Here is an 18885-nt window from a genome sequence, read left to right as displayed (position 1 = left end):
GTTTCGTTCCCGCCTTTGAGCAATTTCACCATGGCAGCCGGTAAACCGCCGATCTGGGCGCGTGTCGAATTAAAGCTGCTTAGCCGAAGGTGAAGGCGTAAGCTTCGGCGCCCTTGTCGAGGAAGCGGATCTCGAAGCGGCGCTGGCGCACCTTGCCGGACTGGCGCACCAGCTGGTACAGGCGGGTGGCATTGATCACGCCGTTGCCTTCCGCGTCGATATCGGCGCCGTGGTCCGCACCCGGCGGCTGGCCGTCCAGCGTCACCTTGATGCGCACGCTGCCGCCGGCCTTGCCTGGCCCGAGCACCAGGTGCAGGTCGCGCGCGCTGAAGCGGTGCGCCACGCCCGCATCCGGCTGGCCGGCCATCGCGCTCTCGGCGCCCACCGTCCACTGCCCGGACAAGCCCCATTCATTCAGGCGCAGCGCGCCCACGGTGTACTGCTGCGGACGGTCCTCCCGCAGGCGTTCGGGCGAACTGAAATTGGCCGCCTGACGGTAGCCGATATAGGCTTCGCCGGAACGGATGTTGCCGAGATCGGGCGCCGCCTGCTCGGCAGTGGCGGGGGGATTCACCAGGCCCATATCGACCGCGCTGCCGCGTGCTTCGGCCAGCAGCGACTGGATGGCGCGTTCCATTTTGTCGAAATCGCCTTCGCCGAACTGCTTGTAGCGGATCTTGCCGCTGGCGTCGACCAGGTAATAGGCCGGCCAGTAGCGATTGCCCCATGCCTGCCAGATGGCCTGGTTGCTGTCCACGGCGATCGGGAAATCGATCTGGAAGCGGCCCACGGCGGCGTTCACATTGGTCAGGTCCTGCTCGAACTTGAATTCCGGCGTGTGCACGCCCACCACCGCCAGCCCGTGCTCGCGGTATTTGCTGGCCCAGGCGCGCACGTAGGGCACGGTACGGATGCAGTTAATGCAGGAGTAGGTCCAGAAATCGACCAGCACCACTTTGCCGCGCAGCTGCCTGGAAGTAAGCGGAGCCGAATTGAGCCAGGTGACCGCGCCGTCGAAGCCGGGCGCCGTGCCTTCCACCGGCAGGTTGCTGCGGAATGGAGCGGAAGCTGCGGCCGGTGCGGCCGAGGCGCCGCCCACCGCTGCTGCCATCACGATGCCGGCCAAGCTGCCGGCCAGCGCCAAAGAAATGCGTTTCATCTGTCTGCCTCGTCTGAAGTGATTGTCGATGCAGACATTACACCTTGCAGCTGTATCGTGCAGATGTCCAGCGCATGTCAAAACACGCTCCCAGCGTATCCAGGCGCGGGCCGGACACACTGGGATACAAAGCGCTCTACTGACGGCGGGAGCGGCGGCGCGCCAGCACCAGCCCCATCGCGGCCGCGCCGAACAGCGCCAGCGACGGCGGCTCGGGCACGGCCATGTCGTCCATGGCCCACTGGGTGCCGCTGCTGTTGTAGATGACCAGCGTATCGATCCCGCCCCAGTTCAGCTGCACCCACAAGGGCGTGACAGTGTCGATGACGAAGGACGTTGCCGTCGCGTGCAGCAGCTGGCCATTCAGGTAGCCCTCGAATGCGAGTTCCTGCTCGAACCAGGCGGACGTGAAGAAGGCGCCGGCGAAGTCGAACGTGCCCGCCCCCGCCTTCGAAATCGCCACCGTGCCGCCATCGCGGTTGTAGGCCGCGTTGGCCTGCGAAACCGTACCCGCTTCGTAGCCGCTGCCGGGAAACGCATCCGAACGGATCGCGCCCATGTTCTCCCAGACCAGGCCCTGGTAGCCGGCTGCAATCGCTTCCGTGAAGTCGCCGGACAGATCGTCGAAGCTGATTACGCCGGCGGAAGCCGTGGCACACGTTGTTCCGAACAGCAAGGACAGCAGCATCTTTTTCAGCATGTCAGTCATGTTGTTTCTCCCTGGTTCAGCGCGCGAGGCTGGAAATTTCGGCGTCGGTCAATGCCGAGCCGTAGATGCGCAGATCGTCCATCGCGCCTTTGTACGGCACGTCCCACCAGTTCACGCCCAGCGCGAATACGCCGCTGGTGGTGGTGAACACGTTCGGGAAATTCACGCCGCCGAAACGCTTGGCGCCATTGACGTACACGCTGACGGCGCCGTTGTTGACGGTGAGCGCCACATGCGACCACTGCCCCGTTGGGATAGTCATGCCCAGGCCGGCGTCGTACCACGCCGTGCCGGACCACAGCATGGTCGCGCCGCCGACACCGTCATGCCCCCTAGGCAAGAGGCTGATCCACGAATCGCCGTTGCGGGCGCCGAAGAAGGTGGTGGTGAAGGCGGTCAACTGCGCCGGCTTGAGCCACATGGCCACCGTGTAGCTGTTGGTCGAGATCAGGCCATTGGGCAGGCGCACGCCGCTGGCGCCGTTGAAGACGGCCGCGCTGCCCTTCATGCCGGCCTCGTAAGCCATGCTGCCGCCTGCGGCGTCGATCTTGCTGCCGATGACACTGCCGGCGCCGAACGTGCCGGTCGAATCGGCAAGGCTGCCGTCGAAAGCATAGTGGGCCAGCATGCCGCCGATCTTGCGGACCGTGACAGTGAAGGTCTTGACGACAGTCGAGGTGCCCTTGGTGATGGTGGCCGTCAGCGTGAGCGTGACGTCGCTGGCCGGGCTGGTGACCACGCCCGTATTGCTCAATACGGCCGGATTCGACGATGTCCAGCGGATAACCGCGTCGCGCGCGGCAAGCGTCGGCAGGGTCAGGTTGCCGGTTACCGCGCTGGTGTTGCCGAGACTAAGTTCGTTGTAGACGGCCGCGGTCACCTGCGCATCGGTGCGGGGAATCAGGCGGCTGCCCATGATGGAAACGCCTTCGCGCGAGGTGGCGGAGAACGTCATCACATAGCTCTTCGAGGTTTCGTCCCACTGGCTGAGGAACACGCCTTTGAACGGCGACGAGCCCGGCAGGTTGATCTCGATGCGGTTGGTGCCCGTCAGGGTCCAGGTGCCGGAAGCGGCGCCGCTGACGGTGCCGTTCGTATTCAGGGTGATCAGCCGCGACTTCTTGATGGTGGCGGAAATGTCCTTGGCGTGATTGACGAACATATAGTCGCCAAGCACGAATTCGCGGCGCACCGCCGTGAGGGTTTCGTTGGTGTTGCGGTACGGCGCCACCACCGGCCAGCCATCGGCGTTCATGAACATCTGGTGCACGCGGATCTCGTGCTGTTCGCCGCGTTCGGGGAAGCGGCTGTGGAAGATCAGGAAATGCTTGCCGGTGGCCGCGTCGTAATAAGCCGAATTGTGGCCGGCCGAGACATAGCCGGTGCCGATGCCTGTGCCGGCGTCGCCTATCCTGCGCTCGAACAGGAAGTTGCCCATGATTTTCACGCCGTAGGGAGCAATCGAGGCGTCGTCGAACAACGGCCTGGCGGGATCGGACTTGACGCTGGCCATGCTGACGCCCTGGGCGTCGACGTACGGGCCGTCCGGCGAGGCGGAGCGCGCCACGCGCATATTGTAGCCGCCGCCGGCATCCAGTCCGCCGAATGAAGTGAACAGGTAGTAGTACTGCGTGGCGGGGCTGTACATCACGTACGCGCCTTCGATGCGGGCGTGGTTGCCGCCTATCAGGCGCTTGCCGTAGCCCTGGTTCGGCAGCGGCATGCCGTTGGCTGGATTCATCTGCATGATGAAGATGCCGCCGGAGTAGGAACCATAGGTCATCCAGAGCCGGCCGCCGTTATCGAAGAACACGTTCGGATCGACCGTGTTGGGGTGCTTCAGCGCGTCGTAAATGGTGCCGTCATGGCTGGCCTGGCCCCACATGCCGGACTTCAGGATCACGCCCTTGTTCACGTACGGACCTTCGATATTGTCCGCGACGGCAATGCCCAGGGCCGAGCGCGGGGAATCGCCTTTGCAGGCGTTGTAGTACATGTAGTACTTGCCGTCGGCCAGGCGGATAACGTCCGGCGCCCACAGCGTGCTGGTCTGCGCCCAGCTGAATGTCTCGGCCAGTTCGGTGTACACGTTGCTGGCGCCGTTCAGGAACAGCTTGTTGGTGGCGCTGACCGAATCGGTGATCTGCTGCCAACGCATCAGATCGGTGGATTTGGCCGACGCCAGGTGGGAGCCGAACACATAGTAGGTGCCGCCGGACTTGATCACCGAAGGATCATGGACGGCGGCGTTCTGGAACGTGACGGGCGGGGGCGCTGCCTGCGCGGCGGCGTTGGTCGCGTGGGTGGACAGCAAGGAAGTGGCCATCAGGGCGCACGCGCCCCATAGCGATAAGGTCTTGGTCAATTTTTGTCTCCGATATTTTTATCGTTTTTTTAAGCCGTGTTCGGCCGATTGCACGATATCGCAGACAAAAATTCGCGTCCAATGACGTTTTCAGCCGCCTTGATATCCAAACGGATATCAAGGCCGCCTGTTGGCCCGCCCTTCAGCCGCGCGCACGCGCCAGCAGGAAGGCCACCAGCAACGGCACCGGGCGGCCGCTGGCGCCTTTGGTCCCGCTCCCGCCCCAGGCGCTTCCGGCGATATCGAGATGCGCCCAGCTATAGGCGCGCGTGAAATTCTCCAGGAAGCAGGCCGCCGTGATGCTGCCCGCGCCGGGGCTGCCGAGGTTGGCCAGGTCGGCGTACTCGGACTTGATCTGCTCCTGGTAGGCCTCGCCCAGCGGCATGCGCCAGGCCAGGTCGCCGCTGGCGCGCCCGGCCGACAGCAGCTCGCCGGCCAGCGCGTCGTGCGCCGCGTCGTGCCGGGTGAACAGGCCGGAATGGTGGTGGCCCAGCGCCGACACGCAAGCGCCCGTCAGCGTGGCGATATCGACCACGGCGGCAGGCTTGAAGCGCTCCGCGTAGGCAAGCGCGTCGCACAGCACCATGCGCCCTTCCGCGTCGGTGTTCTGCACTTCCACGGTCAGGCCGCTCATCGAGGCGACGATGTCGCCGGGTTTGACGGCACGCCCGGAAGGCATGTTCTCGCACGCCGCCACCAGGCCGATCACGTTCAAGGGCAGGCCCATTTCTGCGATGGCGCGAAAGGCGCCCAGCACTGCGGCGCCGCCGCACATGTCGTACTTCATCTCCTCCATGCCGGCGCCGGGCTTGATCGAAATGCCGCCCGAGTCGAAGGTGATGCCCTTGCCCACCAGGACCACCGGCGCCTGCCGGGGCTTGCCGCCCATGTGCTTCAGGATAATGAAGCGCGGCGGCACGTCGCTGCCGTCGGCCACCGCCAGCAGGCAGCGCATGTCCAGCTGTTCGATCTGCTTGCGGTCGAGCACCTGCACGCCGGTGCCCCACTCGCGGCCCAGCTTGCGGGCTGCTTCGGCCAGGTAGGCTGGCGTGCAGATGTTAGCTGGCAGGTTGCCCAGTTCCTTGCACAGATCGACGCCGTTGGCGGTGGCCAGCGCCCCGGCCAGCGCGGCCTTGGCCTCGGCATCCGGCCGCGCGGCCAGCACGATGCGCTTCACCCCGGCGGACGTGGCTTGCTTGCGGCTCTTTAGCCCATCGCGGCGGAACACGCTGTCGCGCGCGGCAGCCACCACGCAGCCGATGGCCCACGCCAGGCCGCGCCCCGCCACCTCATCGAGCGGCAGCGCAACCGTTGCCTGCGCCGCCCCCAGCGGCGCGAACGCCGCCAGCATGGCCCGCACCGCCGCGCCGAAAGCGCCTTCCGTTAACGCGCCCTGCGCGCCCAATCCGACCAGCAGCACGCGCGCCACGCCGCCCACGCCACGCAGCAGCAGCGTGGACCCGGGCTTGCCGCTGATGTCGCCCGAGCGCATCGCTTGCGTGATAGCGCCCTCGCCGTCCAGCTGCTTCGCTTGCGCCGACAGGCGGCCCTGCTCGAAGACGCCCACCGCGATGCAGCCGCTGCGCGTGTCCTGCTCCTTGATTCTGAATTCCATGCCTTCTTTCGTCTTCATTTTCATAGTTGGGTGCGCAGCGCGAACAGTTCCGGGAACAGCACCGTGTCCAGCATCTTGCGCAGGTAGCTGGCGCCCGCCGTACCGCCGGTGCCGGCCTTGAAACCGATAATGCGTTCCACCGTGTTCACGTGGCGGAAGCGCCAGAGCCGGAACGCGGTCTCGAGGTCGACCAGCTTTTCAGCCAACTCGTACAGTGCCCAGTGCCGCGACGGCTCGCGGTATACCTCCAGCCACGCCGCTTGCACCGAGCTGTCTGCCTCGGTGGGCCGGGACCAGCGGCCATCCAGCCGCTGCGGTGCAATGGAAAAGCCGCTGCGCGCCAGCAGATGAACCGCTTCGTCGTACAGCGAGGGGGCGTTCAGCTCTTCCTCCAGCCGCGCGTGGCGGTCCGGCACGCTGGCATGCACCGCCAGCATGGCTGCATTCTTGTTCCCGAGGATGAACTCGATCTCGCGGTACTGGAACGACTGGAAGCCCGACGACGCGCCGAGATAAGGGCGCAGCGCCGTGTACTCCGGCGGCGTCATGGTGGCCAGCACGTCCCAGGCGTGCACCAGCTGGTCCATGATGCGCGCCACCCGCGCCAGCATCTTGCAAGCGGGCGCCACTGCGCCCTGCCGCACCGAGGCACGGACGGCGTGCAGTTCATGCAGCATCAGCTTCATCCAAAGTTCGCTGGCCTGGTGCTGGACGATGAAGAGCATCTCGTCGTGCGCGGGCGACAGCGGGTGCTGCGCCGTGAGGATGCTGTCCAGCGCGAGGTAGTCGCCGTAGCTCATCGACTTGCTGAAATCCATGCGCGCCCCGTGCCACTGCTCATTGTCGCTCCGCGCCGTCATGTCACCGCTCCGCGTTCGGCCGCGACATCGTAGTCCTGCCGCGCCAGGATCTGGCGCAGGATCTCCACCGCGTCCCACACATCGGCAAAGCCGGTGTACAAGGGCGCAAAGCCGAAGCGCATGATGGCGGGCTCCCGGTAGTCGCCGATCACGCCGCACGCAATCAACGCGGCCATCACCGCGTAGCCGTGCGGGTGCGTGAAACTGACATGGCTGCCGCGTCGCGCATGCTCGCGCGGCGTGACCAGCTCCAGCCCGCGGCCGGCGCAGCGCGTTTCCACCAGGCCGATGAACAGATCCGTCAGCGCCAGCGACTTGGCGCGCAGCGCCTCCATGGTGGTGAGCGCGAACACGTCCAGCCCGCACTCGACCAGCGCCAGCGACACCATGGGCTGCGTGCCGCACAGCGCGCGGCCGATGCCTGCGGCGGGCGCAAAATCTGGCGCCATGTCGAACGGCGCGGCGTGTCCCCACCAGCCCGACAGCGGCTGCATGAAACCGGCCTGGTGGCGCCGGGGCACCCAGATGAATGCCGGCGCACCCGGACCGCCGTTGAGGTACTTGTAGCCGCAGCCGACCGCGAAATCGGCGCCGTCCGCCGCCACCGCCAGCGGCACGGCGCCGGCCGAATGCGCCAGATCCCAGATGATCAGCGCGCCCCGCGCATGGGCCTGCGCACTGACGGCGGCCATGTCGTGCTGGTAGCCGGTGCGGTAGTTCACGTGGGTCAGCATCACCACCGCCGTGTCGGCATCGATTGCGGCTGGCAGCTCGGCGGCCGAATCGACCAGCCTCACCGTGTAGCCGCGCGCCAGCCAGGACGACAGGCCCTGGGCGATATAGATGTCGGTCGGGAAGTTGCCGCGTTCAGTGACGATGACGCGCCGCCCGCCGTGCGACGGGTGATGGGCCTGCAAATGCAGCGCGGCGGCCAGCGCCTTGAACAAGTTGACGGAGGTGGTGTCGGTCACCGCCACTTCGCCGCCTGCGGCACCGATCAGCGGCGCGATCCGGTCGCCCAGGCGCTTCGGCAGTGCGAACCAGCCGGCCGTGTTCCAGCTGCGTATCAGCCCCTGCCCCCATTCCTGGGCGATCACTTGCCGCGCGCGCGCCATGGCTGCGGCGGGCGCCGCCCCCAGCGAGTTGCCGTCGAGGTAAATCACGCCTTCGGGCAGCTCGAAATGCGCGCGCAAGGGGGCCAGCGCATCCTGCGCATCGAGCGCGATGCAGTCCTTGCGGGTCATGCCTGCGCTGTCAAATGTCATCCCCACAGGTCCGGCTCCGCAGCGCTCAGCAACGCAGCCTGGTAGCGCATGGCTGCGGCCCGGTCTTCCCGCAGCAGCAGCGGTCCATCCAGGTCGACGTAGGTGCATTCCTGTGCCACCAGGTGGGCAGGCGCCATGGCCAGCGAAGTGCCCCCCATATTGCCCACCATGAGCTCGAAGCCCAGTTCCCTGGCGCGGCGCGCCAGCGCCAGCGCCTCGGTCAGGCCACCGCACTTGTCGAGCTTGATATTGACGTACTGATAGCGGCCGACCAGGGCGTCCAGCGAGCCGCGGTCGGTGCAGGACTCGTCCGCCGCCAGCGGGATAGGCGACTGCAGTCCATCGAGCTGCGCGTCGCTGCCGCGCGGCACCGGCTGTTCGATCAATTCCACGCCGCGGGCCTGCAATTCAGGCAGGATCTGCTCCAGCAGCTGGCGGTTCCAGGCCTGGTTGGCGTCGATCACCAGCCGGGCGTGCGGATGCTCCTCGCGCGCGAAGCGCACCATGTCGATGTGGCGGGTGGCATCGGCCTTCAGCTTCAGCAAGGGGAAGTGGCGCGCGGCGCGGATCTTGCGGCGCACATCCGCTTCCGTTCCGAGTCCAATCGTGTAGGCGGTCAGCACGGGCGCCGCATGAACGCGTCCGGCCAGCTGCCAGGCCCGCTGGCCCGCCTGCCGCGCGCGCAGGTCCCACAACGCGCAGTCGAGCGCGTTGCGCGCGCCGCCGGCCGGCAGCCATTGCGCCAGCTCCGCATGCGACACGTCGGCCCGCAGCAGCGGCGCCACCGCACCGATCTGCGCGGCGATCGACTGCGGCGTCTCGCCGTCGTAGGGCACTCCGGCGGCCTCGCCCCGGCCGACGGTGCCATGCGCGTCGCGCAGGCTCACCACCAGCACGTCGATGGCCGTCATCGTCTCACGGGAGATTTCAAACGGTTCCTGCAAGGGCCAGCTTTCCAGCGTGATGGTGCATTCAATTGTCATGGCAAGTCTCCTGTTGATGTGTGATGGCGGCGGCGAGCGCTTCGACGCCGCCTCGGATGGGGTCGACCACGGGCAGGCCCAGCTCGGCCTCGATGCGGTCCCGGTAGGCGCGCCAGGCGGCCTCGCCCAGCGACGAGGAATTGACGCTGATGCCGATGCAGCGGACGGCGGGATTGGTCAGCCGGCCGGCCTGCAGATACATTTCAATGGCGTTCTCCAGGCGCGGGGTCTGATAGCCGGGCAGCGCGTCGAGGTGGGTGCGGCTGGGATCGTGGCACAGCACCAGCGCGTCCGGCTGCGAGCCATGCAGCAGGCCCAGGCTGACGCCCGCATAGGCGGGGTGGAACAGCGAGCCCTGCCCTTCGATCACGTCCCAGTGGCCGGCGTGGTTGTCGGGCGAAAGCTGCTCGGCCACGCCGGCGATGAAGTCGGCCACCACCGCATCGATGGCGACACCGCCGCCGGAGATCATGATGCCGGTCTGTCCGGTGGCGCGGAAGGTGGCGGCTACGCCGCGCGCCTGTAGCGAGCGGGCCAGCGCCAGCGCGGTGTACTTCTTGCCGAGCGCGCAATCGGTGCCCACCGTGAGCAGGCGCCGGCCCGGGCGCTTGCGGCCGGTGCCGGTGACGCGCGGCCAGTCGCCGTGGCGCACATCGTGCAGCTGCACGCCTGCCGCAGCGGCGGCGGCCACCAGCTCGGGTATGCCGCTGAGGCGCGTATGCAGGCCGCTGACGATGTCCAGGCCTGCAGCGGCGGCCTCGATCAGGGTCGGCAGCCAGTGCGGCGGCAACTGGCCGCCTGCGGGTGCAATGCCGATCAGCAGCGAACCGGCTCCGGCGGCGACGGCCTGCGCCACGCTCAGCGCGGGCTTGCCGGTAGTGACGGTGGCGCCGGCAAAGCGCAGTTCGCCAACCACGTCGGCCGGGCACCATTCGGCCACGCCGAGAGCGGTCTTGGCGGTGACGGGTGAGGTGGCGTCGCCGAGGAAAAGCAGGTAGGGTTTACGTAGCAATAGCATGGGAAAGTCCGTTCCGGTCAATGGGTTTAGCGCCAGGCCGCGTGCGGTTGGGCCACGCGCGGCCAGTAGTCGAGGTTGCGCACCCGGTACGGCAGGGCCGCGAAGTCGGGCGCGATGGCGCCGGGGGTGGAGGCGTACAGCACCGTGCTGGCGATGGGCGCGAACTCGGCGTGGAAGTGGACGGCGGATTTCACCACCACCAGCTTCTTGTCCTCCAGGCTCAGGCCGACACCGGTGAAGGCTTCGGGCGAGAATATCTGGCCGCGCAGCGACGCCAGCAGGATGTGCACCCGGTTCGGCCCTTCCACCCAGACGCAGGTGCCCAGCCCCACCCGCCCGCCCACGGCCGCCGCGCTCTGGCTATGGCCTTCGACGACCGCGCGCACGGTCACGTGCAGGTCCAGCGGCTGGCCCGAGGCGGGACCGCACTTGCCGCCGATGCGCAGATCCATGGTTGCGCCCACGCCGGCGTCCTTGCAGATCTGGATCGCACCGAGGTCCCAGAAGGCGCCGATGGCGACGTTGCCGATGCCGCGTTCGATCAGCCGCCGCAGCACGAAGGTGGCGTCGCCGGGCGCGCCGCCGCCGGGGTTGTCGGCCACGTCGGCCAGCACCACGGGACCGGGATTCTGCGCCGTGGCCTGCTCCAGGGCCAGGTTCAGGGCCTGGTTCAATGCGGCGTCGAGCTGCAGCACCTGCACGCCGGCCAGTTCACGCAGGTTCCAGAACTCGTGCGCCAGCTGCGCAGCCAGCTTTTCTGCCAGCGCCGTGTCGTTGTCGGTGACGACCCACAGCCTGGCGCTGGAATCGGCCACGTCGCCCCACGGGAAGCCGTGGCCCAGCGACACCGACAGCACGCCGTCCCGCCCCTCGAAGGATTGCATGCGCTGCACGAAACCCTTCATCGGCTCGCGCGTGGTCTGCCACGCGCCTACCATCTTGCAGTCGAATACAGCGGTGACCGGCCGCACCCGCCCGGCGTGCGTGTCGGCCAGGATGCGGTACAGCTCCCGCGCGCGCTCGGCGATATCGGTGTGCGGATACTCCTTGAAGGCGATGATGACGTCCGCCGAGGCGCGCATCAGTTCCGTGAAATGGCAGTGCAAGTCCAGCTCTGCGCCCACCGGTACGCCGGGGCCGACGATTTCGCGCACGCGCGCCAGCAGGTCCCCTTCGCAATCGTCATAGCCGTCCGCCGCCATCGCGCCATGCAGCATCAGCTGCACCGCGTCGACCGGCAGGGCCGCGCGCAGGTCTTCCAGCAGCATTTCGCGCAGCTCCTCGTACACTGCGCGCACGGTGCGGCCGGAGGGCTCGGCAAGCGTGCACAGGCCTTCAACGACCTGGTGGCCGTCGGCTTCCATCATCGAACGGCAGGCGTGCATGATGGCGCCGGTGCCGTCCGGATCCTCGCGGCTGCCGTCGCCCCTGAAAATGCCGCATTCCTCGAAGCCGCCACGGCCGGTCGGCGTGGTGGCGAAGGTATTGGTCTCGGTGGCCAACTGGGCAATAAAGAATTTCATCGCGCCTCCCTTCAGTCGGCCAGGCGCTCGAAGCGCAGGTTGCGGGTGCGGTGCGTGTTGATGCGGAACGCCTTGACCGCGCCGTCCGACCGTTCGGCGCTGAGCACACCGCGCAAGGGCGGGTATTCACCGCCGAAGCGCAGGCCGAACACCAGGTCCGAAAACGCTTCCAGCACCATGACGTCGCAGCCGTGCGCGCCGAACACTTCCAGTTTCAGCTGGGCGCCGTCGAAGCGCATCAGCGCATCGGCTCCCAGGTCCGGCGCGTGGTAGCGGCCCAGCAAGGCCAGGCCCACTTCGGCCAGGGCCGGCGGCGTGGCAGGCAGGCGCTCGTAGCGCTCGGCACGGCCGCCCTCGCTGAGCGTGAGCGTGGGCGGCGCCTGCTGGCCTTCCATCGCCAGCGCGGCGGCCGGCACTTCCAACGGCCCCAGCGCCAACTCCTCGAAACCGATGCGCAAGCTGGCATCGTGTTCCGTCATCGGCACCGGCAGGCTGTCCAGGAAGCTCAGGCCCAGCTTCCCTTCCGGCGCTTCGGTAAAGCCGCATACCAGCCCGGAGGCGCCGGAATGGTAGCGCGTCCCCAGCATAGGCTGGAAACGCGCGGCGGCAGCCTTTTCGCGCGCGGCGGCAGGCAAGGCGTCGCCCAGCATGGTGTCGATGATGCTGTAGCCCAGGTCCATGGGATTGGCCTGCGCGCCGTTGGTCATGATGATGATGTCGAGCGCGTGACTGGGCACGGTGATCATCTGGCAGGTGCCGCCGACCACGCCGCCGGCATGGTGGATCACCTCCACGCCCCGGTAGCCGTGCAGCATCAGGCCCAGCCCATAAGGCACGGACAGCCCGTTATTCAGCGTGGCGCGGGTGGTCATCTGGCGCCAGCTGGCCTCGCTGCCCACCGTCTTGCTGGTTGAACGCAGATGCGCGAGCCAGGTCAGCATATCGTCCAGCGTGGAGATCATGGCGCCCTCGCCGCGCAATTCCTCGGTCGGGAAAATCCCGAGGCGCCAGCCGCCGCCCTGCTCGGGCGGGCGCGGCACGTGCAGCGTGGCCATGCCGCGATGGATCTCGAAATCGCTGGGAGACGAGATCGTGTCCACCATCCCCAGCGGCGTGAAGATGCGCTCCTTCAGGAACTGCTCAAAGGGCATGCCGGCCACCTTCTCTATCACCAGGGACAGCAGGTGGTAGCCGCCGTTGCAGTACAAGATCTTTTCTCCCGGCGCGAAATTTACCGCCGTCTGGCGCAACTGCGCGGCCAGGGCCGCACCCTGCGGCTTGATGGCCATGCCGTCGCCGATCGAGGCCAGGTCCAGGAAGCAGCGGTAGCCGCTGGTGTGCGTCATGAGCTGGCGCAGGGTGGGTTCGCCACGCAGCGGCGGCAGCGCGGGGAAATACTCGCGCACGCCGGCATCCACGTTCAGCTTGCCTTCCTCGGCCAGCAGCAGCGCTGCCAGGCAGGTGAAGTGCTTGCTGGTCGAGCCGATGCGCATGCGGGTCCAGGCGGTGTTGGCCACACCCAGCTCCACGCTGGCCAGGCCGAAGCCGCGCCGGTACAGGCGCCGGCCGTGCTGCGCCACGCCGACCACCAGGCCGGGCGCGTCGCTGCGGTTGTGGGGCTGGAACAGCGCGTCCAGCGTACCGGTCTTGTCTATCATGTTTGCCTCGTTCATGGTCTCTCCAGTAAAGCGGTCAAGCCCCGCGCAGCGCGAGGTCGGGGTGGATGGTTGCAACGGTGTTCACAAAGGGCTTTTCGGCCATGCGCATGACCAGTGCGGCCAGTGCAAAGGCGGCCGCGCCGACGGCTGCCATGGCGGTCATCAGCCCCTCGGGGTCCGCCCGCAGCAGGTCGGATAGCGCGCCCACCAGCAGCGGGCTGAGTGCCGAGAGCCCCACGGTCACGCCGCTGCCGATGGCGATCAGCCTTGAGCGCAGCGCCGCCGGTGTCATGTCCTGTAGCAGGGTCGGCACCAGCACGCTGCCGGCGATCAGCGCTGCCACCTGCGCGCCGAACAGCCAGTACAGGCCGTCGGCGCTGCGCGCGGCCGGCATCAGCAACGAAGCCAGCGCGGCCAGCACGGCGCCGATGGTGACTACCCGCACCGGCGTGGCCAGCCCGGCCCGGCCGCGCAGCATCCGCACGCCGGCCGCGCCCAGCACCGCGCCGCCCACCGTACCCAGCAAATAGGCCACACCGATCCCCTGCCCCACCTGGCCGGTGGTGGCGCCGAACATGCGCGAGGCCACGATGGGCGCCCAGTTGGCGCTCGCCGCGATTCCCAGCGCCATCAGGCCGGAGCCGCCGAACACGCAAGCCATGGTCCGGCCATGGGCGCGGATATAGGCGGGCACGGCGGGCTTGGCCTGTTCGGATGGCGCATGGGCGGCGGCGCGCTGCGGATGCAGCCGTATCAGCAGCACCGCCAGCGCTACCAGGGGGCCGGGCAGCGCCACGGCAAGAAAGGCCAGGCGCCAGGACTCCAGCGCCTGCAGGATGGGCGGCAACAGCGGACGCACGCCGTCCAGCGCGTCCACCAGCGCGCCGCTGAGCGCCATCCCCAGGCCCGAGCCGAGGATGGCAGCCAGCGTGTACACGCCGTTGGCCAGCACGCGGCGGCGCTCCGGCACGATCTCCGGTATCAGCCCGTAGACGATGGGCGCCAGCCCGGCTTCGCCGATGCCCAGGCCGATGGCCGCGACGAACAGCGAAGTGAAATCCTGCGCCATGCCGCAGGCTGCGGTGGCGGCGCCCCACACCAGGACGCAGGCGGCCAGCAGCGTGCGGCGGCCGTAGCGGTCGGCCAGCCAGCCCAACGGCACGGCGGCCGCGCCGGCGAACAGGGTGATGCCGACACCCTGCACCAAGCCCAGCCTGGTGTCCGACAGGCCCAGGCTCTGGCGCATCGGCTCTGCCAACAGCACCAGGATCTGCCGGTCCAGCGCGCTGAAAATGGTGGCGATTACCAGCACCAGCAGCCCGTAGCCGGCCAGCAGGCCGCCCGCGGACGAGGTGGTGGACTGCGGCGGCGCAGCGAAATGCAAGACGTGATTGTCCATGAGCGTAGCCCCTAGAAGAAAAAGAGAATGTGGATCCGGCGGCGGAACGCCGCCGGCAGCGTGCGGATGTGCCGGCAACTGCGCCGGCTAGCCGCGCGGGTGGCTTAGAACGGCACTGTCACCGTGGCGCCCAGCGTGCGCGCCTTGGCCAATGACACCCAGACCGGGCCGCCCAGTGCCTGCACTGTACTGTCCGCTCCCAACTGGGCACGCTTGTCGAACAGGTTGCGCGCAAACAGGGCGATGCTGTAGCGTTTAAAATCGATCCCGGCTTGCAGATCGGTCAGCGCATAGGCCGGCAGCCGATACAGCGGCATCGCTACGCTGCCCGGAAAGCCGCCGTTGCGCGCGCCGACGTAGCGTTGCGCCACCCCGGCGTAGCTGGCGAAACCGGCCAGCTCAAAGGCGTAATTGGCGCTCAGGCTGGCCGACAGGCGGGCGCTGGCCGGCATGCGCGCGCCGGCCAGCGCGCCCAGGCCGGGCGCATCGTCGGTCAGCACGGCGTCCAGGTAGGCGGCGTTGCCGGCCAGGGTCCAATGGGCATCCGGCCGGTAGCCCAGCATTAGTTCGGCGCCACGCACGCGCGCCGCGCCGGCATTGACGATTGCCGACACGCCGTTGATCGGCCGGTACTGCTGCAGATTCCTCCAGTCCAGCTTGAACAGCGCCGCCTCGACTGAAAGGCGCTTGCCCAGCAAATCGGCCTTGTAGCCAAGCTCATGGCTGGTCAAGGTGTCCGGCTGGAACGCCGGCAGGCCGTTCAGTGCACCGGTGTGCGGATCCCTCAGCACCGAGTTCGGTCCGCCGGGCCGGTAGCCGGTGGCGGCGCGCACATAGACCGAGCTGGCTGGCGTCAGGCCGTAGCGCGCGGTCAGCAGCCAGGTGCGGCTGGTGTCGGCGGAACGGGCGTCGATGACTTGCGCACCGCCGGCGAGCAGCCCGTCGGAGCGCTGCACATATTGCTGCTCGTTGCGCGCCACCCTCAGGCCGCCCGTCACGGACAGGTTCTTGGCGAATTTCCAGGTCAGATCGCCATACAGCGCCGCTTCCCGATAGCTGGCGGGCACTTCCGCCGTCAGCAGATCGGATCCCGGCGCCCCGCTGGCCAGGGTACTTTTCACGCGCTGCCGGTTGTTGCTTTTCTCCTGGTTGTAATAGAAGCCGGCCAGCCATTCGAGCTGCTTGTCGGGCCTGGACGTCAGGCGCAGCTCTTGCGTAGACTTGTCCAGCGCCACCCTGACCAGCGCGGGGGTGCTGCCCAGGTCCATGCCGAAATCGGCCAGCAGCGGAATATAGCCAGCGCTGGCGTCGGTGGCAGCGCTGGAGCGCACGCGCTGGCGCGAGGTGATGGAATTGAGCCGCGCCCAGCCGAAGTCGTATTCGATATCGGCCGCCAGCAGGCCAATCTTCACGCTATAGGGTTCGGCGGCATACAGGCGCCGGATGGTCTCGCCCTCGATGGGGCGGCCGGTGGCGGCGCTGTAGTCGACAAACTCGTAACCTTCACGGCTGATGTTCTGGGCGGTTCCGGTCAGCCGCACCCTGAGCCGGCTGGTGGGCGTAAGCAGCAGGGCGAGCCGGGCGCCGCGCGTGTTGCCACGGTCGATGTTCTGCCGGCTGGGCGAACCTACGCTGTCGATGCTGCCGCCCGCGTGGTCGGTGAAGGCCGACATGCGCAGGCCCGCGACGTCCTCTTTCAGCGGCACGTTGACCACCGCGCTCAGTGTGTGGTTGACGCCCCCGCCCCGCGTGCCGGAAACGCTCAACGCGGCTTTGCCGGAAAACTCGAAGGTATCCGGGTCGTTGGTCACGTACTTGAGCAGGCCGCCCATCGCGCTGGCGCCGTAGAGCGTGCCCTGCGGACCGCGCAGCAGTTCAATGTGGCTCAGGTCCAGCAAGGCCATGTCCAGCGCCATTTGCGCGCCATTGGCGACAGCGGTGCTGGAGCCGAACGCCACGTCGTCGATGTACACGCCGACCGTCGCTATGGTCTGGGTTCCGGTGCTCACGCCCCGGATGGCCAGGGTTCCGATGCCGGGCCCGCCGGTGCTTTTGACATCGACGCCAGCCTCGTTGCCCAGGTAGTCCTGCAAGGACTTGGCGCCGGAGCGGCTCAGCTTCTCGGTCGACAGCCGGCTGACCTGCATCGGCACTTCGCGCGCCGGTTCGCGGCGCCGGGTGGCGCTGACGACCACCGTGTCCATGGCGGGCGGCTCGGTCTGCGCGCGTTTTTCCGGCCTGGGCGGCGGCGCATCGACAAATATCACCAGGGCGCCCGATACGTCGCGCCGCACCGACAGCGAAGTGCCATCGAGCAGCTGCCGCAACGCTTCTTCGGACGACAACGCCCGCTTGATGCCTTTGGTGCTGCGGCCCTTGACGTCCTCTATCTTGTAGATCAGCTGCGTGCCCGACTGCGCCGCATACGCATCCAGTGCAGCCTTCAACTCGCCGCCGGCGATATCGAAATTGCGTTCCTGGGCCTGCACGCCGGCGCACAATACCACTGCGCCAGCGACGGCCAGCCGGACCAGGAGCTTCATCGTTGTTTTCGGTTTCATTGTTTTCTCTTTTTTAGGGTGTCTCCACCAAACTAAGACGAACCCCGCGCCGCAATCCGGTATGCATTTCGCTCAAAAATATATTTCGTTGCGGGATACCGGATTTTTTTCGCTGCCTCGTCTTACTATATAGGACGTTGAGGGCAACGAGGATGATGGCTGAACCGCAAACTTGCGAGGGGTCGGATTGAAAGATGATGAATTAAGCGCCTGGTTTGTCGAACAGGTCCTGCCGCTGGAAGGCGTGCTCGAACGCTATTTGCGCCGCAACTGGCGCGATGCGGGCGAGATCGCCGATTTGCGGCAGGAAGTGTACGCGCGCGTCTACGACGGCTGCGCGCAGCGCCGGCCCGAATCGGCCCAGGCATTCGTGTTGTCGACAGCCCGCAATCTGCTGATCGACCGTGCACGCCGCGCGCAAATCGTTTCCATCGAAGCCTTCGCCGACATGGATACGCTGGCGCCGACCATCGATGAGCTGAGTCCCGAACGGCATCTGGCCGCGCGCAGCGAGCTGCGGCTGCTGCAGCTTGCCCTGAACCTGCTGCCGGCCCGTTGCCGCGAAGTGGTCGAACTGCGCAAGATAGAAGGCTTGTCGCAGCGCGAGGTAGCCTCGCGCATGGGCATCACAGAGGACACGGTGGAACGCCAGGTGTCCAAGGGCGTGCGCGCCCTGGCTGTGGCGCTGCAGGCGGCCGCGCTGGGTGGCAGCGCCGCCGCTGCGCGCATTGCGGCGGCGCGCAAGAAAGGAACCATACAATGAAATCTGAAGCACTGAATGAAATTGAAGCACGGGCGGCCGACTGGATCGCGGAACGTGACGGCAACGACGCGGGCTTGCCGTCCGAACGCCAGCAGGCACTGGACGAATGGCTGAACGCATCCACCGCCAACCGGGTTGCCTACCTGCGCCTGGACCACGCCTGGCGCCGTGCCGACCGCCTGCGCGCGCTGCAAACACCATCCCCTGCCCTTGGCGCAGAGCCGCCCAGGCGCGCGCGCCTGGCATGGCTGGCGCGGCCGCCGGTATACCGCGCGGCCGCCGGCCTGAGCCTGGCTGTGCTGGCCCTGGTGCTGGTGACCGACCTTGGCGGCCTTGGCGGGCTGGGCGGTTTTGGACAGTCCGATACGCAGCGCTATGCCACCGCGCGCGGCCAGCGCGAATCGGTGGCCCTGGCCGACGGCTCGCACCTGACGTTGAACACCGCCACAAAATTGCGCACCGCCGTCACGCCCAAGGCGCGCGAAGTGTGGCTGGACCAGGGCGAAGCGTTCTTCGACATCGCCCATGACGCGAAACGGCCGTTCGTGGTTCATGCCGGCAAGCAGACCGTGACGGTGCTGGGCACCAAATTTTCACTGTTCCGCGAAGGCGACCGGCTGCGCGTGGCGGTACTGGAAGGACGCGTGCAGGTGAAGACCGCGCGCGCCAGCGCCACCGTGCTGGCGCGCGACGACGCCGCCGTGGCCGACGTCGCCAATGTGCTGGTGACCAGGAAGTCCAGCCAGCAGTTGAGCGCCAGCTTGAGCTGGCTGCAGGGCAAACTGGTGTTCGACCAGGTGAGCCTGGCCGACGCGGCGCGCCAGTTCAACCGCTACGGCCGCCGGCAGCTGGTGATCGAGGACGACGCTGCCGCGCGCATCGCCATCGGCGGCGTGTTCGATGCGCACAATGTGGAAGCCTTCGCGCGCCTGCTGCACGTGGGCTTCGGCCTGAACGTGCAAACGGACGGCGACCGCATTCGGGTCTCCAGCCCTGCGTCCTGACGC

Annotated in this window: 14 protein-coding genes; 2 read left to right on the top strand and 12 right to left on the bottom strand. The window is 67.6% G+C overall.

Going from position 1 to position 18885, the window contains the following annotated elements; all coding sequences use genetic code 11:
* Positions 1-79 precede the first annotated feature (79 nt).
* The 12 genes from ASD15_RS05310 to ASD15_RS05255 form a co-directional block, all read right to left on the bottom strand.
* Complete coding sequence (locus ASD15_RS05310) at positions 80-1159, bottom strand: redoxin family protein (RefSeq protein WP_082551577.1); 1080 nt, start codon at positions 1157-1159, stop codon at positions 80-82.
* 136 nt (positions 1160-1295) lie between these two features.
* Positions 1296-1868, bottom strand: coding sequence for a PEP-CTERM sorting domain-containing protein (locus tag ASD15_RS05305; RefSeq protein WP_082551576.1), 573 nt, complete (start codon positions 1866-1868; stop codon positions 1296-1298).
* Between the two features lie 16 nt (positions 1869-1884).
* Positions 1885-4233, bottom strand: a complete 2349-nt coding sequence (locus ASD15_RS33625; protein ID WP_082551575.1) for a family 43 glycosylhydrolase — start codon at positions 4231-4233, stop codon at positions 1885-1887.
* Positions 4234-4375: 142 nt separating this feature from the next.
* Positions 4376-5848 carry a leucyl aminopeptidase gene (locus tag ASD15_RS05295; protein WP_057153953.1) on the bottom strand — a complete coding sequence of 491 codons (1473 nt, stop codon included), beginning with the start codon at positions 5846-5848 and terminating at the stop codon, positions 4376-4378.
* A gap of 20 nt (positions 5849-5868) precedes the next feature.
* A complete protein-coding gene (gene kynA / locus ASD15_RS05290; RefSeq protein ID WP_057153774.1) occupies positions 5869-6708 on the bottom strand; it encodes a tryptophan 2,3-dioxygenase in 840 nt (279 codons plus the stop codon).
* Positions 6705-7973 carry a kynureninase gene (kynU, locus tag ASD15_RS05285; RefSeq protein WP_229418072.1) on the bottom strand — a complete coding sequence of 423 codons (1269 nt, stop codon included), beginning with the start codon at positions 7971-7973 and terminating at the stop codon, positions 6705-6707. Before kynU ends, kynA begins: the two co-directional genes overlap by 4 nt.
* Positions 7970-8956 carry an N-acetyl-D-Glu racemase DgcA gene (dgcA, locus tag ASD15_RS05280; RefSeq protein WP_057153772.1) on the bottom strand — a complete coding sequence of 329 codons (987 nt, stop codon included), beginning with the start codon at positions 8954-8956 and terminating at the stop codon, positions 7970-7972. Before dgcA ends, kynU begins: the two co-directional genes overlap by 4 nt.
* On the bottom strand, positions 8946-9974 hold the full coding sequence (locus ASD15_RS05275) for a DUF1611 domain-containing protein (RefSeq protein ID WP_057153771.1): 1029 nt from the start codon (positions 9972-9974) through the stop codon (positions 8946-8948). Before ASD15_RS05275 ends, dgcA begins: the two co-directional genes overlap by 11 nt.
* A gap of 26 nt (positions 9975-10000) precedes the next feature.
* A complete protein-coding gene (locus ASD15_RS05270; RefSeq protein WP_057153770.1) occupies positions 10001-11497 on the bottom strand; it encodes a M81 family metallopeptidase in 1497 nt (498 codons plus the stop codon).
* Positions 11498-11508: 11 nt separating this feature from the next.
* A complete protein-coding gene (locus ASD15_RS05265) occupies positions 11509-13170 on the bottom strand; it encodes a serine hydrolase (protein ID WP_057153769.1) in 1662 nt (553 codons plus the stop codon).
* A 19-nt stretch (positions 13171-13189) separates the two neighbouring features.
* A complete protein-coding gene (locus ASD15_RS05260) occupies positions 13190-14554 on the bottom strand; it encodes an MFS transporter (protein WP_057153768.1) in 1365 nt (454 codons plus the stop codon).
* Positions 14555-14658: 104 nt separating this feature from the next.
* The gene (locus ASD15_RS05255) at positions 14659-17097 is read right to left on the bottom strand and encodes a TonB-dependent receptor (protein WP_229418071.1); all 2439 of its coding nucleotides are present in this window, start codon (positions 17095-17097) and stop codon (positions 14659-14661) included.
* Between the two features lie 205 nt (positions 17098-17302).
* Here ASD15_RS05255 and ASD15_RS05250 point away from each other — a divergent pair, with 205 nt between their 5' ends.
* Both ASD15_RS05250 and ASD15_RS05245 read left to right on the top strand, forming a co-directional pair.
* On the top strand, positions 17303-17878 hold the full coding sequence (locus tag ASD15_RS05250; RefSeq protein ID WP_057153767.1) for an RNA polymerase sigma factor: 576 nt from the start codon (positions 17303-17305) through the stop codon (positions 17876-17878).
* The gene (locus ASD15_RS05245) at positions 17875-18882 is read left to right on the top strand and encodes a FecR family protein (protein ID WP_057153766.1); all 1008 of its coding nucleotides are present in this window, start codon (positions 17875-17877) and stop codon (positions 18880-18882) included. The genes ASD15_RS05250 and ASD15_RS05245 overlap by 4 nt, the downstream gene beginning before the upstream one ends.
* The last annotated feature ends 3 nt before the right edge of the window (positions 18883-18885 follow it).

Source organism: Massilia sp. Root351, assembly GCF_001425045.1.
Taxonomy (GTDB): Bacteria; Pseudomonadota; Gammaproteobacteria; order Burkholderiales; family Burkholderiaceae_D; genus Rugamonas.
Note: the sequence above shows the minus strand (reverse complement) of the source record. Positions and strands in the feature narration are given on the sequence as shown.

Excerpts from the sequence above, each read along its gene's own strand:
- ASD15_RS05270 (WP_057153770.1), bottom strand. The coding sequence starts at position 11,497 with ATGAAATTCTTTATTGCCCAGTTGGCCACCGAGACCAATACCTTCGCC.
- ASD15_RS05305 (WP_082551576.1), bottom strand. The coding sequence starts at position 1,868 with ATGACTGACATGCTGAAAAAGATGCTGCTGTCCTTGCTGTTCGGAACA.
- ASD15_RS05295 (WP_057153953.1), bottom strand. The coding sequence starts at position 5,848 with ATGGAATTCAGAATCAAGGAGCAGGACACGCGCAGCGGCTGCATCGCG.
- ASD15_RS05275 (WP_057153771.1), bottom strand. The coding sequence starts at position 9,974 with ATGCTATTGCTACGTAAACCCTACCTGCTTTTCCTCGGCGACGCCACC.
- ASD15_RS05260 (WP_057153768.1), bottom strand. The coding sequence starts at position 14,554 with ATGGACAATCACGTCTTGCATTTCGCTGCGCCGCCGCAGTCCACCACC.
- ASD15_RS05310 (WP_082551577.1), bottom strand. The coding sequence starts at position 1,159 with ATGAAACGCATTTCTTTGGCGCTGGCCGGCAGCTTGGCCGGCATCGTG.
- kynA (WP_057153774.1), bottom strand. The coding sequence starts at position 6,708 with ATGACGGCGCGGAGCGACAATGAGCAGTGGCACGGGGCGCGCATGGAT.
- kynU (WP_229418072.1), bottom strand. The coding sequence starts at position 7,973 with ATGACATTTGACAGCGCAGGCATGACCCGCAAGGACTGCATCGCGCTC.
- ASD15_RS05265 (WP_057153769.1), bottom strand. The coding sequence starts at position 13,170 with ATGAACGAGGCAAACATGATAGACAAGACCGGTACGCTGGACGCGCTG.
- ASD15_RS05255 (WP_229418071.1), bottom strand. The coding sequence starts at position 17,097 with ATGAAGCTCCTGGTCCGGCTGGCCGTCGCTGGCGCAGTGGTATTGTGC.
- ASD15_RS05245 (WP_057153766.1), top strand. The coding sequence starts at position 17,875 with ATGAAATCTGAAGCACTGAATGAAATTGAAGCACGGGCGGCCGACTGG.
- dgcA (WP_057153772.1), bottom strand. The coding sequence starts at position 8,956 with ATGACAATTGAATGCACCATCACGCTGGAAAGCTGGCCCTTGCAGGAA.